The organism is Bacteroides caecigallinarum (assembly GCF_016901995.1).
Taxonomy (GTDB): Bacteria; Bacteroidota; Bacteroidia; order Bacteroidales; family Bacteroidaceae; genus Phocaeicola; species Phocaeicola cellulolyticus.
The window spans coordinates 22,267-39,102 of the sequence record NZ_JACJLE010000021.1 but is presented as its reverse complement, the minus strand read 5'-3'; the positions used below and the strand labels follow the sequence as shown (position 1 = coordinate 39,102).

General features: G+C 39.6%; 10 protein-coding genes. 5 read left to right on the top strand and 5 right to left on the bottom strand.

The genetic code is table 11. The features are described from left to right. Positions 1 to 208: 208 nt before the first annotated feature. The 5 genes from H6A61_RS07265 to H6A61_RS07245 all read left to right on the top strand — a co-directional run bounded on the left by H6A61_RS07265 (position 209) and on the right by H6A61_RS07245 (position 10,619). Positions 209 to 3,418 (top strand): SusC/RagA family TonB-linked outer membrane protein, encoded by a 3,210-nt coding sequence (locus tag H6A61_RS07265; RefSeq protein WP_154043528.1) that lies wholly within the window; start codon positions 209 to 211, stop codon positions 3,416 to 3,418. 38 nt (positions 3,419 to 3,456) lie between these two features. Then, positions 3,457 to 5,316 (top strand): RagB/SusD family nutrient uptake outer membrane protein, encoded by a 1,860-nt coding sequence (locus tag H6A61_RS07260; RefSeq protein WP_204392453.1) that lies wholly within the window; start codon positions 3,457 to 3,459, stop codon positions 5,314 to 5,316. Positions 5,317 to 5,432: 116 nt separating this feature from the next. Beyond that, entirely contained in the window at positions 5,433 to 7,751 is a 2,319-nt protein-coding gene (locus tag H6A61_RS07255) for a glycoside hydrolase family 20 protein (RefSeq protein WP_239469138.1), read from the top strand. A 21-nt stretch (positions 7,752 to 7,772) separates the two neighbouring features. Further along, complete coding sequence (locus H6A61_RS07250; RefSeq protein WP_204392449.1) at positions 7,773 to 9,782, top strand: family 20 glycosylhydrolase; 2,010 nt, start codon at positions 7,773 to 7,775, stop codon at positions 9,780 to 9,782. Positions 9,783 to 9,827: 45 nt separating this feature from the next. Continuing rightward, positions 9,828 to 10,619, top strand: coding sequence for a glycoside hydrolase family 16 protein (locus H6A61_RS07245; protein WP_204392447.1), 792 nt, complete (start codon positions 9,828 to 9,830; stop codon positions 10,617 to 10,619). Positions 10,620 to 10,829: 210 nt separating this feature from the next. On the opposite strand, the gene H6A61_RS07240 is transcribed toward H6A61_RS07245, so the two are convergent. The 5 genes from H6A61_RS07240 to H6A61_RS07220 form a co-directional block, all read right to left on the bottom strand. Beyond that, positions 10,830 to 11,876: a fimbrillin family protein gene (locus H6A61_RS07240; RefSeq protein ID WP_204392445.1), complete on the bottom strand. Its 1,047-nt coding sequence runs from the start codon at positions 11,874 to 11,876 to the stop codon at positions 10,830 to 10,832. 14 nt (positions 11,877 to 11,890) lie between these two features. Then, the gene (locus H6A61_RS07235) at positions 11,891 to 12,058 is read right to left on the bottom strand and encodes a hypothetical protein (RefSeq protein WP_204392443.1); all 168 of its coding nucleotides are present in this window, start codon (positions 12,056 to 12,058) and stop codon (positions 11,891 to 11,893) included. Positions 12,059 to 12,306: 248 nt separating this feature from the next. Further along, entirely contained in the window at positions 12,307 to 12,882 is a 576-nt protein-coding gene (locus H6A61_RS07230) for a porin family protein (protein ID WP_204392441.1), read from the bottom strand. A 217-nt stretch (positions 12,883 to 13,099) separates the two neighbouring features. After that, the gene (gene cysS / locus H6A61_RS07225; RefSeq protein ID WP_204392440.1) at positions 13,100 to 14,578 is read right to left on the bottom strand and encodes a cysteine--tRNA ligase; all 1,479 of its coding nucleotides are present in this window, start codon (positions 14,576 to 14,578) and stop codon (positions 13,100 to 13,102) included. Between the two features lie 101 nt (positions 14,579 to 14,679). Then, positions 14,680 to 16,620 (bottom strand): glycoside hydrolase family 97 protein, encoded by a 1,941-nt coding sequence (locus H6A61_RS07220; protein WP_204392438.1) that lies wholly within the window; start codon positions 16,618 to 16,620, stop codon positions 14,680 to 14,682. Positions 16,621 to 16,836: the final 216 nt, after the last annotated feature.

Here is a 16,836-nt window from a genome sequence, read left to right as displayed (position 1 = left end):
AGCCCTGTTGATATAAAGATTTACAATAATAGATAAGGATATTCTAAAAATAGCTATATAATCAAATTTGGAAATAAAATAGTTATTTGTGAACATAAAGAAAAGACATAAAATCTAGATTTGCAGCGTGATTTAATGATTGAGCCTAATAATATCAATTGCAAAAAACACTATTTTCAATTTAATGTTTAACTAAAATTTAGTATTAATGAAAGGACAATTAAAGTATTTCTGCCTGTTTATGGTTTCAATGCTTATATTCTCTTTTGAAGCATTGGCCCAAGAACAAATCGTTACGGGTAAAGTATTGGACACTCAATTAAAAGAAGGAATGCCCGGAGTTAACGTTCAAGTCAAGGGTAGTACGGTGGGAACTATTACTGATTTCGACGGAAACTACTCAATCAAGGTAAATAGCCCGAAGTCTGTATTGGTATTTACTTTTATCGGTTTCTCTACTCAAGAAGTTACTGTTGGAAACAAGACTGTGATAAATGTAGAAATGAAAGAAGATGCACAGGCTCTTGAAGAAGTTGTTGTTGTAGGTTATGGTACAGCACGTAAAGGAGACCTTACTGGTGCTCTTACTACTATGCGTCCTGATGCAAACGATGCTTCCAAAGCGACATCACTGGATAACCTGTTGTCTGGTAAGGTTGCAGGACTTGTGGTTAGCTCGGCATCATCAGCAGTAGGTGCTGCTTCATCAATCACAATCCGTGGTGCAAGCTCATTGCGTGGTGACAACCAGCCTCTCTATGTCATCGACAACGTACCTCAGGCTTCAGCTGGTGAATTTGCATCATCAGGTATCAGTGGAGACTTCCAGATCAATCAGGACCCTCTGGCAGCACTTAACCCTGCCGACATTGAAGATATCACTATCTTGAAAGATGCTTCTTCAACTGCTATTTACGGTTCTCGTGGTGCAAACGGTGTAATCCTTATTACTACAAAGAAAGGTAAACAAGGAAAAGCAAAAGTCAACGTAAGTGCAAACTTTACTATAGCAGACCCTACACGCCTTATGGAGATGACAAATCTGCAGGAACACGCAGCTTATATTAACTCACGCGTTTCTAACGGACAATATCCTTTCTATGTAGTAGGCGACGAAGTCAGATATGTATTCAATGACGCTCTAGCTAATTATGATCCTAACAATCCTGAAACATATAACCTTATTCAGTATCGCAACTGGCAGAAAGAAATCTACCGTTCAGCATTTTCTCAAACTTATTCAGTATCAGTAAATGGTGGTAGTGATAAGATGACTTATTATATTTCTGCCAATTTCAAGGATATCAATGGTACAGTAAAACAGACAGGTCTCAAACAAGGTGACTTACGTGCCAATCTTGGCATGGACCTTTCAAAAACAGTTCATCTTAACATGACTATGAGCGGTTCGCTCAGACAGAATAACATGATGGCAGGAGGTAGCACCTTGGGTGGATCAACTACAGCAATCTCTCGTACAGCTCTAGACTATGCTCCATTTGAAATGCCGGAAGGTGACCCTTCATTCCAAGCTGAGAACAAAACAACAATTTTCAGTTGGCTTAACGACTACGAAGATGTAGCAAACGATAAGACATTCAATATGAGTATGGATCTTTCATGGAAGATCGTGAAAGGATTACAATATAACCTCCGTGTAGGTGGTAACATGAATATCAACGATCGTAGCCGCTGGTATGGTCTGCAATTATATCAGGGTATGAACAATAACGGATATCTGGCTATATCTAATCTTAATAAGAGCAACTATTCTGTAGAAAATGTATTAAACTATAATACTAAATTCGGTGACATAGCAACATTGGATGCTACTGCCGGTGTTACATACGATGCATACAAATTCCTAAACCAGAATACTATCGGTTCACAATTCACTATGTTCGATCTGCGTGAAAACGGTATTCACATGGCAGGCAACGTACAACACCAGGAACCTATACAGCGCGACTATCAGTTGCTGTCATACCTTGGACGTATCAATCTGTCATTCCTTGACAAATATCTTATCACAGCATCAATACGTGCCGATGGATCAAGTAAGTTTGCAAAGGGTAACCGTTGGGGTTATTTCCCGTCAGCTTCATTAGCTTGGCGTATGGAACAGGAAGAATTCCTGAAAGATGTGGAATGGATGAATCAGTTAAAGTTAAGAGTAAGCTACGGTGTAACAGGTAACCAGAGTATCAATCCTTACTCTACATTCTCTATGTACGGTGGTGGTACAAATCACTATGCAGACGGTTCTGGAAACCAGTTGGCTACACTGACTATTACTAACCTTCCTAACAATGGTTTGACGTGGGAAAAGACTTCTTCATGGAATGCCGGATTTGACTTCGGATTGTTCCGTTCAAGACTTAGCGGTACTTTGGATTTCTATGTAAAGAGAACAAACGACTTGCTTATATCTAGAAATCTTCCAGGATCAGCAGGTTTCTCTTCTACATACTATAATCAAGGATCATTGGATAACAAAGGTGTGGAACTTACATTGACAGCTCAAATTATTGACACTAAAGACTGGAAATGGAGTTTAACAGGTAACTTCGGAAAGAATAAGAGCAAAATCGTAAATCTGGGACTTATTCCTACAGAATTCGGATGCTTGGGCGAAAGAATAGGATATTATGGTAATTCACTTGGCGACCACTTCGGAGTTGGACATATATTCCTTCAGGGAGAAGAACCAGGATTGTTCTTAGGTTATGCAACTCAAGGTATAGTACAGGCTGAAGACATAACAGACCAAGGAGTAAGATATACAAAACCTGACGGTACTACAGGATATTATAATGACGTTTTAGGACAGAAACCTGTGGCTGGTGACGTGAAATTTGTAGATTTCGACGGCAACGGAAGCATTGATACTTCAGACCGTAATATCATTGGTAATCCTAATCCTGACTTCACATACGGATTCCAGACTTCACTTTCATGGAAAGGTTTAAGCCTGTCTGCTGCATTCAACGGTGTACACGGTCGTGACATCATAAATGTAAACAACCGTTATATCAACACTCCTGGATCAAAAGCTGGTACAGTATCAAAGAAAGCATTCGAAGGCATGTGGACTCCAGAAAACAAGTCTAACCTATATCCTTCATCTAACTTCATAGTACAAAACATGGTTATGGATCGCTATGTGGAAGACGGAAGCTATTTGCGCTGCTCAGACATCACTCTGAACTATGTTCTTCCTAAATCTTGGATGAACAAGATTGGATTCCAGAATACTTCAATATTCGCATCTGTAAAGAACGCATTCATCATTACAGACTATAGCGGATACGATCCTGAAGTAAACAGCTTCGCATTCGACGGCTTACGTCCTGGAGTCGATATGAACTCTTATCCTACTCCACGCCAGTTCATATTCGGACTGAACGTGACATTCTAAATCAATAATATAACAATAACCTACAAAGAACATAAGTCATGAAAAATATTAAATATCTGATATTATCACTTTCTGCGGCATGCTGCATGTCGTCATGTCTGGACGAAAATCCGCTATATACGCAGAACAATAAAATAGTGTTCTCTAATGGCAGTAACGCTGAATTAGCATTGCTAGGATGCTATTCTTACATGAGTACAACTGCGGCATACGGCCAACACTGGCAGGAAATTCCAATAAGCGGTTCCGGCTTTGGATGGTCACAAAGAAGTGGTAGCGATGGAATAGTAAGCCTGCAGTCCCTATCAAGTGACGGTCTTATATCAACTACATGGAATGCCATGTACAAGGTTATTTCAGAGGTTAACGCTTATTTGGAAAATCTGAATAATAGCGGTCTTTCTGATGACATAAAGAAACAGTACAGCGGAGAAGCTAAATTCTTACGTGCTATGGCATACTATAATCTGGTATCTTTATTTGGTGACGTTCCTTTCAAGACTTCTGCATCAACTTCAGAAGGTATCACAATAGGACGTACACCTGCTGCTGAAGTTCTTGGACATGTAATAGACGATCTTAAAGATGCAGAAAGCATTGATCCAAAATCAAGCGTAGGTCGTGCAAATTCATGGGCAGTAAAAGCATTCATGGGTAAAGTATATTACCGTATGGCTGCTACAGGCATCAATCCTCAGGAAAACTGGACTAACGCTAAAACTAAGTTTGATGAAGTATATGACAACAATATCTATGACCTTGAAAATAATTTTGCAGATTTGTTCGGCGATTGGGTTTCAAGTTCCAAAGAATCTATTTTCCAGATAAACTTCAGTGTTACTTCAACAAACTGTTTCAACCGTGCAAGTAACCGTTTCTCACCTACATCTTCTACTACAGGTGTAAACTGGAGTACTTACCGTGCTACAAAATCAGCATACGATATGCACCAAAGCATGTATCCGGGTGATCCACGTATCGACGCAACATTCCTTACTGTACACAGAAAAAGAACCGGAAACAACCAGGCTAATCCAAAACCTCAGGTAGGCGACAAACCATCTGCAAACGACAGCGTTTACTACTATCCTTATTTCACATATAAGATTCAGATTGGAGAAGATAATGATAAGAAGCCTATTTATGAAAAGATTCAGAAAGATGGAAAAGACGTGGAAGATAAAATCTATGTAGGAGTACTACCATATGACAAGTTTGAAAATCCTGCAAACCCAAGCTTGGAATATATGGAAGGACTACAAATTCCAGAAAATGCATCTCCTAGAGAAAAGGCTGAAATTCAAGCTTTGAAAGGTATTAGAAAAACTTTTGCAGAAAACGGAAATCAGAACGCATGGCCGGCACATGCAAAACTATACGACCAAAACCAGCAGGGTACAGCTTCACATAAGAATCTGATGGTGTACAGATATGCAGAAATGCTGTTATTAATGGCTGATGTATATAACGAACTCGATCAGAAAGACAAAGCTATTGAACTGGCAAATAAAGTATTAGCCCGTGCACGACGCTCAGCACAGACAGCAGCTCCTGCTACTGAACCTGCTGACTGGTCAAAAGATCTGACCAAAGATCAAGTACGTGAAAAACTTTATTTCGAACGTATAATCGAGCTGTTTGGCGAACCTGATATGTACGAAATGATGAGAATACGCGGTACAGAATTCCTTAAGAAGGCACTAGAATACCACAACAATCATGAAATAACAAAAGTTTCAGATGCTTACTATAAATCGTCATCACAAAAATGGACTGACCGTATTTACAACGAAGGTAACCTTACAGAAGAATTCTTGAAAAAGAATCTGTTACTTCCTATTCCTGATACAGAAAGAGACAACAATCCTGGTATTACCGAAAATAACTTCGGTTATTAATGCCTAAGTACACAAAATGTGTAATTGATTGTCATATATAGAAAATGAGTCGGCGGACTTGGCTGCAGGTTCACCGGCTCATTTTCATTTAATACAAAGAAAATTTATTTATGATAATGAAAAAGAATTTATTTTCCGGTGCACTAATAGCCATGGCAATATGTTTAGCCGCAACAGGATGCAGGCAAGCCGAAGAACGGGTAATCATCCCCTCACCGGTAGAATCGGCTGTGACGGAAGGCAAAGGTTACTGCATTACTTCCCGAACTTCAATATATGCAACCGGAAATGATCAGAAAACTGTAGCTGAATATCTTTCTTCGCTTTTCGAATCCGCTGCAGGCTTCAAAATAAAAGTAACAGAAGATAAAAACGCAGCAATCCGCTTCATAGCAGACAGCACTGTAGAGAAAGAGTCGTACAGGATGAAAGTGGACGACAAGGGCATAATTATTTCGGCTTCAGACCGAAGCGGTTTCTTTTATGCTGTACAAACTCTTAGAATGGTACTTCCACCACAAATTGAAGCCTCTGAAGCAAGCTCAAGCCAGGAATGGTATGTACAGGCAATGGATATAAACGACGGACCCAGATTCGGTTACAGAGGGCTGATGATAGACGTTGCCCGCTATTTTTTACCAAAAGATGATTTGATAAAAACGATAGACTGTATGGCTATGCTGAAGCTAAACAAGCTTCATCTGCACCTTACAGACGATACAGGCTGGAGACTTGAAATAAAGAAATATCCACGTCTGACAGAAGTTGGAGCATGGCGTCCTGACAGAGGTGATACTCCTTTCTACGGAAGAAGAAACAGACAAGAGGGCGAGAGTTGTACTGTAGGTGGCTTCTACACTCAGGAAGATTTGAAGGAAATTATCAGATATGCATCAGAAAGACAGATAGAAATCATTCCTGAGATTGACGTCCCGGCTCACTCATGTGCAGCATTGGCATCATATCCGAAATTGGCATGTCCTAATGTAAAAAAGGAAATAAATGTTCTTCCTGGCCTTGGTGGACGCGACACTGAAATAATTTACTGTGCCGGCAATGAAAAAACTTTCGATTTTTTGAGCGATGTGATTAAAGAGGTAGCCGAACTGTTCCCTTCGGAATATATCCACATGGGTGGAGATGAAGCCAACAAGTTCTATTGGCAAACATGCCCACTATGTAAAAAAAGAATGAAACAGGAAGGAATTACCCACGTAGAAGACCTGCAGGGATATTTCATGCAGAGAATGAGCGATTACGTAAAAGCTAACGGAAAGAAAATGATGGGATGGGACGAGCTGACAAACAGCAGAGTACCAGACGGAACCGTGATATTCGGATGGCAGGGATACGGAAATGCCGCACTGAAAGCTGCCGCTGAGGGACACAAATTCATACTCACTCCAGCCAGATTACTTTATCTCATCAGATATCAGGGACCTCAATGGTTCGAGCCGGTAACTTATTTCGGGAACAACCTTATGAAAGATATCTATGCATACGAACCTGTACAGGATAACTGGGAAAAAGGCTATGAAGATCTGTTGATGGGAGTACAAGCTTCAATGTGGACAGAGTTCTGTAACAGTGCAGAAGATGTAACTTACATGATTTTCCCTCGTCTTGCAGCCCTGGCTGACATGGCATGGAGAAAGAAAGGTACATCCGACTGGGAAAACTTTCAAAAAGGATTGGATAACTTCCTGACTCATCTTGATGTAAAAGGTGTACGATATGCAAAGTCTATGTATAATATCCAGCATAAATGCACACCTGCCGATGGTTGTGTCAACGTCAATCTGCAATGCGAACGTACTGACGTAGAAAAAAGATATACCACAGACGGCAGTGAACCTAATGCAAAATCAAATTTAGTGTCATCAGATTTTCCTGTAAAAGAAAGTACTGTTATCAATGTAGCTTCTTTCAAGAACGGCAAACAGATGGGTGAGACTCTTTCTTTAAAGATTGATTTCAACAAGGCAACCGGAAAAACTGTAGAAAATGGAAATAAAGATATATTTTTGCTAACTAACGGTGTCAGAGGAAGTAAAAGACAATCGGACTTTGAATGGTGCACATGGGCAAACTCTGACGCAGTGTTTACCATATACCTTAAAGGTACAGAAGAAATAGAAAGTATCGGAATAGGATGCCTCACAAACTACGGCATGGGAGTGCATAAGCCTAAAAGTATCAAAGTAGAGATCTCTGATGATAACAAATCATTCAAACTGTACGGAGAAAGAGAATTTTCTGAACAAGAAATATTCCATGAAGGGAACTTCGTAGAAGATATAGTTTTCGAAGGAGAAAAAACCAGTGCTACATACGTCAAGATTACTGCCAAACATGCCGGACTGATACCTGAAGATCATTTCATGCGACCAGGTCAGATTTCAAAATTCTGTTTTGATGAGATAATTATAAAGTAAACAATAAATTTCACTAATACCATGATAAAGAAAACATTGATAATAGTTATAACGTGTCTTTTCGGCATCTCTTGCTTTGCTGGAAACGACATTCCAAAAGTAATTCCAGCTCTGCAAAGTTGGAAAAAACAAAACGGGAAATTTATTCCAAAACAAACCGGAACAATAGTCGTAAGTAAAAAAGACTCTGGAATGCTGATGCAGACGGCTCTTATACTAAAAGATGACTTGAAAGAGATGATGGGATACGAATATAGCGTTACTACTGGACTTAAAGCCGGTAAAGGTGACATTTCTTTATCAATAGGAAAAGAGAAAGACCGTTTGGGCTGCGAAGGTTATGAATGTTCAATAGGTGATAAGATAGAAATCGAAGCCAATACGGCAAAGGGCGTATTTTGGGGAACCAGAACGCTACTGCAGATGATATATAACCAGCCCGACGGTCTTCAAAAGGGAAAAGCAATAGACTTCCCGAAATACAGCAATCGCGGATTTATGATAGACGTAGCAAGAAAGTTCTTCTCTATGGATTTTCTTAAAAACTACGTGAAGATTCTTTCTTTCTACAAAATGAACGAATTACAGATTCACCTGAACGACAACGGATTCGTTGAATTTTCAGGCAACGACTGGAACAAGACATATTCGGCTTTCCGTCTGGAAAGTGACAGATATCCAGGACTTACGGCAAAAGACGGATCATACACAAAGGAAGAGTTCCGCGAACTTCAGAAAATGGCAGCAAAATATGGTATAACCATTATCCCTGAAATCGATGTCCCTGCGCATTCTTTGGCTTTCACTCACTACGATCCACGACTTGCAGCCGACAATAAGGAATATGGAGCCGACCATCTTGATCTTTATAAAAAAGAAGTTTATGACTTTGTCGATTCACTTTTCGACGAATATCTTAGTGGAGAAAATCCTGTATTCATTGGTCCTGAAGTACATATCGGTACCGACGAATACAATTTAAAAGAAGCAGAACAGTTCAGGCATTTTACAAATCATTATGTAAAGCTGATAAAAAAATACGGTAAGACTCCGAGAGTTTGGGGCAGTTTGAAAATAATGAAAGGTGAAACAAAAGTAAACCTTGAAGACTGTGTAATCAGTGCATGGAACGCCAACTGGATGGATGTAAAGACTTCACTTGCTACAGGAGCAAAAGTAGTCAACCTTTGCGACTGGTTCTTGTATTTAGTTCCTGCAGTAAACTATTACCATGACTTTTTGGAATATGAATGGCTATACAATAACTGGCGTCCTGAAATGATGAGAAAAGACGAAACTATAGAAGAAGGTAACCCTAACTTCCTCGGAGCGATGCTGGCAGTATGGAACGACAGGGTTGGCAACGGTGTAAGCCAACAGGATGTACATTTCAGATGCTTCCCTGCAATACAGCTTGTTTCTGATAAGTTATGGAAAGGCGAGAATAGCAAAAATGTTTCTTACAAGGAATTTGAGAAATTGTGCCAAACTACTCCGGAAGCCCCGGGAGTAAATTTGATGGCAAAAGTAGAGAAAGGCGGTAACCTTATAGAAAATAATAAAATTCTGTCAATAGACGGAAAGACTAAAGTTGCCACAAAAATAAATGAAATAGGTTATCCATATGCTGTAGAATTTGATATACGCACTGACAGTGTGCCTGCCATAGATGGAATACTTTTCAAGGGGCCTCACTCTGAATTTGTAACAAACTGGCAGAACACAGGCAAATTTGCTTTCAGACGCGATGGTTATGAGTTCGTATTCCACGATTATCGTCTGCCTGCCAGTGAATGGACGAAAATACGCATTGAAGGCGATGTGAAAGGTACTACACTCTTTGTTAATGGGAAAAAGATTGAAAGACTGGAAGGACGTACACGCGAGGTATATAACTTCAAGCATAACAGAAAAGACAAATTCTGGTATGTAGAGACACTGATATTCCCACTCAAAACCATTGGTGACGAATACATGGGTTTCAAAGGTGATATCAAGAATATTTCGTACAGACATACTGAAAATAAATAATACAGCCGAACAGAAAGATACATCTAAAAGAAAGCAAGAACTAACATGAATATAATAAAAGGGTTATTGATTATATTTCTTTATCTTCTTTCTCTCCCCGTGACTTATGCCCGGGGAGGAAAGAATGATTATGAACTGATCTGGGAAGAAGATTTCAAAGGAAAATCTATCAATACCGGAAAATGGAGTAAGATCACAAGAGGTAAATCAGACTGGAGAAAATACATGTCGGACAATGAAACTTTGTATGAAGTAAAAAAAGGTAAACTCATACTTCACGGAGTTGAAAACAAAGGAATCGCACCAAACGACACTGCTCGATTTCTAACGGGTGGAATATCCACAAAAGGAAAATTCTCTATATGTTACGGAAAAGTTGAGGTTAAGGCAAAACTTGAAGCCGCACAGGGAGCATGGCCGGCTATATGGATGTTGCCCGAGAAAGGAGAATGGCCTAAAGGTGGAGAAATAGACATAATGGAAAGGCTTAATCACGATGATTTTGTCCATCAGACAATACATACGCACTATACTTATACATTGAATGAAAAACAAAACCCTCCACATACTGCTAAAGCCGCTATTGACAGCGATGGGTACAATGTATATGGCGTAGAGATACTACCAGACAAAATAGTTTTCTCCGTAAACGGAAAAACGACACATACCTATCCCAAAATTGAAACTGACAAGGAAGGACAATTCCCGTTTGGTACTCCTTACTATATACTAATAGACATGCAGATAGAAGGAGCATGGGTAGGCAAGGCAAATCCTGAAGAACTGCCCGTACGGATGATAACGGACTGGGTAAAGGTCTATAAACTGATACAATGAAAGAAAATACTATTTAAGAAAATAGGATAGTGTATAAGATATAAGAAAGATAGCCGTCCAGTTTTTAGGGCGGCTATCTTTGTGTCTGCTTCCATATTTCGAAAAGTGAATAACGATATTTTTCTATAGGGGGTATTAGGAGAACATGCGGCACAATAATCTATAATGTCGCATAAATGTTCAACTTCATTATCCGAAAGTTCTGATAATCTAAATTACTGGAACATCCACTATCTCACCATCTTCCCATCCCTGTATCTCCATCTCCACAGTAAAGCCTGTTGTCGTTTTCTTCAGGTTAAAGATACAATAGCTACCTGCCTGGAACTTTTTCAATGTCTCACTTGCTGCAATAGGAAGCTCTGTGATGAATTCACCTTTATCCGTAATAGCTCTTACCCTTAACTGTGATTTGGTGAAATCCCCTGAAGGAAGTACCGGCAGATATGCTTTCTTCATTTCCTGAGAAGCGACCTGCATACCATTATTATCAAAAGCCAAAGCTACCGATACATTAGGACTTCCTTTCACCACCGCTTCTGTCTGATTCTGCGGATTGAAGGTTGCAGACGAATAAAACACTGCATTTCCATCCGCTGTTGACATTTCTATTGAGTTAAGATTGAATGCCTCATCTGTACTGTTTGTCACCTTAAAGATGACAAGTGATGTGAGATGTCTGAATACCACACCTGTCAGCACATTGCCACCTTCCTCATTGCGTACTGGTGGTGAATACATTGGTCTGAACTGTCCCAAATGTCGTGAATCATCTGCCGCAGCCTGACTTATAGTTCCGTCTATCGGCACATTCAATTGTACTTCACCATTTGTGCCTATTTCCATAGGTGGATATATACCGTAATAATAATTTGTCTCCACCCTGCTGCCAACATACTCAAAATTACCGGAACCTATCGAAGGGCCACCAACAAGGGTGAAATCACATGCTGTTACATCATCTGCAGCACTTCCTACCATCATGCGAACCTTATCCCCACTATCCCATCTTACCTGAAGCTGGGCACCGTTTGCCGGTAAATTTTCATCAATAGAAGCCCTGCTATATTTAGACGACTCCGTAACATTCATTGATATTTTAAAATTCGCAATATCTTCATCTTCTGTATTTCCTGCTCCAATATCGCCTCCCGTCGGATTATCCACTACTCCATTATCCGAAACATCAGTCTTTCCGCAAGAAAAAAAGCTAAACAGCAATGCTGTTAAAAGGAAAAATCTGCTTACTTTATTCATAATATCATCAAAGATTACCATTCACCAACAAATCTATCTCCCTCTGCTCCGAAAACTCCTGTAGATGAAATGTTACCATCCGTACTTGCACAAAGAATTCCTTCTGACAACATCTCAATACATTCGCAAACAGGTGCAACATACAATTCTTTTACCTCAACTTTTTTCAATTCTTGTTTCATAAACTATACCTATCAAATTATTATTTATCTAATGTTTCACAGATTACAAGACAATATTAAACATACATTTGTTCATCATATTGTTCAAACATATGCTTTTATTGATTTAAGTCAATAACAAAACGATACAAAAAAGTTCAAGACCTTAACTATAATCGTTATTTTAGTTACACATTAAAACAAAAAAAATCCCACAAACTTCTTGATATTGAAGCCTGTGGGACAAAGTCTATATCTTATTATCTATATCAGAACATATATGCCAGAGAAACCTGCCATGAATTTTTTCTAATGCTTGAACGCAAATTACCGTCAGCAGATTCAACAATCATGTCTCCAAGTTTACTTGCTCCGATATTATAGTTAACTCCAACCTGAAGATGACGAAGCAATTTTAAACCGGCTCCTACATTGACACTGACAAAACTTTTGTTTGATTCTTCCATTAACTGCTTCCATCCGTCATTTATGCTGAAACCGAATTGTGGACCGGCTGCAACATATACTCCAAGTGTGCTTCCAAGTCCTAATGTCCATTTAAGGTTTACCGGAATTTCTACAGATTTCAGCTTCTCGGAATTCTTATTATTAACATCCAAACCTGATTGTGAATAAAGAGCTGCCACATCTATTCCTAAACCGATAATAGGCAGAGTAACATCAACCATAGGACCTACAAAGAAACCGGTTGTATTATCTCCTACTTTATTATCTAACTTAGAAACATCCAAACCACCCTTCAGACCGAATTTTACTTGAGCCTGTGCAGGAACAGCCAGCAACAGACACACCATAATGACTAAAGTTGAAAAAATCTTCTTCATAATTGTTCTATTTTTAAAATTTACAATGGCAAAAATAATAGTTTAATATTAAAAAACAAGCTTTTTCTTAAGATTTTATATTTGCAAATAAAACAAATACACTTCAATCCCGAATTATCAAATATAAAACAAACGTCTGCCCAATAATGTTTAAACACCATTTAAATAGTATTTAAACTATATTCAGCAGACGTTCGAATAAATATACTATTTTAAATTACTTATTCAGCTTCCACGTAAATCCATCCTTGGTATCTTTTACTTCAAATCCCAAGGCTGCAAGATTGTCACGAATCTTATCGCTTGTAGCCCAATCCTTGTTGGCCTTAGCCACCATACGCTGTTCCAAAAGCATATCAACGACCTTACCGTATGCTTCCTCACGTGCAGCATTATTTTCAGCGTCTGCTTTAAGACCAAGAATGTCGAATACAAACAGATTGAATACCTGCTTCAACTCTTCAAGATCAGCCTCGCTGATAGTAGCCTTCTTGTCGATTACAGTATTTATCATACGTGTAGCATCGAAAAGGTGTGATATAACGATAGGTGTATTAAGGTCATCGTTCATAGCATCGTAACATTTCTCACGGAGTCCTGCCGGTTCAATACCGCTGGTAGTCTTAGAAGGAGTGATACGTTCGAGGTTCTTCACACCTTCCATCAGACGTTCAAGCCCCTTTTCTGCAGCCTGAAGAGCTTCGTTACTGAAGTCAACAGTACTACGGTAATGTGCCTGAAGGATGAAGAAACGTATTGTCATTGGCGAATATGCCTGTGCCAGCAACTTATTACTGCCTGTGAAGAACTCTTCAAGAGTAATGAAATTACCCAAAGACTTACCCATCTTCTGGCCGTTGATGGTAATCATATTATTGTGCATCCAATAACGTACCATGTCATGTCCCTGCGAAGCCACACTCTGTGCTATCTCACATTCATGGTGAGGGAACACAAGATCCATACCTCCACCGTGAATATCGAATGTCTCACCAAGATATTTCTTACCCATGGCGGTACATTCGCAGTGCCATCCAGGGAAACCGTCACTCCATGGTGAAGGCCAACGCATGATATGTTCAGGCTGTGCACACTTCCAGAGAGCAAAATCGGCAGGATTATGCTTTTCCTGCTGACCGTCAAGTTCACGTGTAGTGTTGATTACATCATCAAGATTTCTTCCTGACAATTTTCCATAATGATGGTCTTTGTTATATTTGGCTACATCGAAATATACTGATCCCTGGCTCTCGTATGCATATCCGTTCTTTAGGATTTCTTCTACCAGCTGTATCTGCTCGATGATATGTCCCGAAGCATGAGGCTCTATGCTTGGTGGAAGAACGTTAAGTGCTTCCATTGCCTTGTGGTAACGGTTCAGATAATACTGCACTACCTCCATCGGTTCAAGCTGTTCAAGACGTGCTTTCTTTGCAATCTTGTCCTCACCGTCATCGGCATCATGTTCAAGATGACCAACATCAGTGATATTGCGTACATAGCGTACCTTATATCCCAGATGAGTGAGATAACGGAAAAGAATATCGAAAGTGATTGCCGGACGTGCATGTCCCAGATGAGCATCGCCATACACGGTAGGTCCGCACACATACATACCCACATGAGGTGCGTGAGCCGGTTTGAAAAGCTCTTTCGTACGGCTCAGTGTATTGTAGATTAAGAGTTTATTTTCCATAATGCATAAAAATATGTTAGGCTGCAAAGTTATAAATAAATTCCATGACAGACATAAACTACCGGTAATTTTCTTTCAATACATCAATATAATACACTGTATTACTTCACAATAACCACTCCGCCTTCAGGCTGCAACACTACTGAAACCGACGATGATTTCTTTATCTTTAGTGTTTCTTTCTGAGGTTCACGTTTTTTGTTGTCATAATAATATGTACATTCGTCACCATCAGACAGCATAGGAAGGTTCAGCTCAAGTTTTAAAGGTTCTTTCAGCGCACTTACTCCGGCAATATACCAGTGTCCGTTATGTCGGCGCGCCAAGACGCAATACTTTCCGGGATAGCCGTCAATAAACCTTGTCTCGTCCCATGTAGTAGGAACTTCTTTCATAAACTCTATCATTGACGACGGAGCATCGTAAAGATTATTCGGAGTTATGGCAAAATTCTGTATCGGATTCTGGAAGAGTACTGCTGTGGCAATCTGGAACACATCAGTAGTACGTCGTATCATTCCTCCATCATTTGTCCTGTTAAGTCTCTTATTCAGAATTGTACCTCCAAACTCCATGCTTCCCACGGTGTTACGGATGAACGGATGAAGAGTTGCATTAAATGCCTCCATATCATCGGCATGCTGACTGAAAATCAGGTTCTCTGAAGCAAGTACGGCCTCACTTCCCACATAATTAGGATACATACGTTCCCATCCGCGAGGAATTGTACATCCATGGAATATTATCATAAGACCATGATCGTTGGCATCACTCAGAATATCCTCGTAAAGTCCCATCATCTGTTGCTTATCACTACCGAAGAAATCCACCTTCAAACCTTTCACTCCACATTCCTGAAGCCATTTCATCTCACGCTTACGGTCAATCGAATTACTCATGCACTGTTTTGCACACTGAGGAGCATCATTCCAATATCCGTTGGAGTTATACCATACGAACACTCCCACTCCCTTACTCTTGGCATATCTGAAAAGCTCTTCCATTCGTTCACGGCCTATGTTTGTCTCCCATCCGCCATCTATCAATGTAAATTCATATCCCATTTCTGCAGCCAGGTCAATGTATTTTATCTGATCCTCATAATTGATACTTGGATCCTGCCATACTATCCAACTCCATGTGGAACGACCGAATTTATATTCCTGCGAAGGCTCATACAACGGTTCTACAACGTCAAAAGGTACAGTAGTCTCTACTATTGGTTTCAGATTATCCCCCACTGTTATAGTACGCCACGGTGTTTCTCCAGGAAGTGCAAGTCCCGGAGTTGATGCACCCAGTCCGTTCAACTCACCCTCATTAGGAAAAGCGATGGTATAAAGACCTCCCTCGGTAGCATTACTCAGATGAGAAGCACAATACTTACTTCTTACGCCTGTTTCGGACACCAATGCCCAATTTTCACCCACACGGAAAAGACAAGGGAAAGTATATCCCTCACCATACTTCGATGTAGTTGATATGGCCGCATCTGCTACATATTCCTCCTCATAACTTGGTTTGGTCCTCTTCCACCCTATCATAGGATCACTCTGAGGACAAATAAATGTAGTGGTATTTTCAGGGAAATCAAAGCCTGTAGCTTCCGACTTCATCACTATAGAAGCCGTCTCACCATACTGAGGTAATTCATAACGGAAAGCTATATCGTTATTGCTCACCCTGAATACGACATCAAAAGGATTCTTATCGGCATTAGAGAATGTAACTCTCAGTTCGTTGGCATTATAATTTACAGAAGATTGCTTAATCCTGTCCTGTACATAAGTTTTCTTTACAGACGATGATTTCTGTTCCACATAAGATACATTCTGGCTGAAATCGCCAATACTGGTAACAAAGCCTAAAGGAGAATCTTCCAGAATAATCTTATCTTTATAAGTAACGGTATAAAGCGGTTTTCCTCCTTTTACAGAGATATCAACTTTAAGATTTGAGTCCGGACCTTTAACAGTAGCCTGTTGGGCAAAAGCCGAAGAAATGGACAGTGCAAACGCACAAAATAAAAGATGTTTGTTCATAAGTATTAAGTATTAAATTGTAGTTTATAATACAAAAATAAGCATTCTCTTTTATTGTATGTCTTACACTTAAACCATTAATACTAATTAACAAAGAAGCCCATATATACAGTACACTTCAAACCTCGAATAAGGCAATAAAAAAACTCTTTGCCATCTTTACTTTAAATGACAAAGAGTCTTAATTAAAACGACAGAGCGTTTTTCCGCTGATTA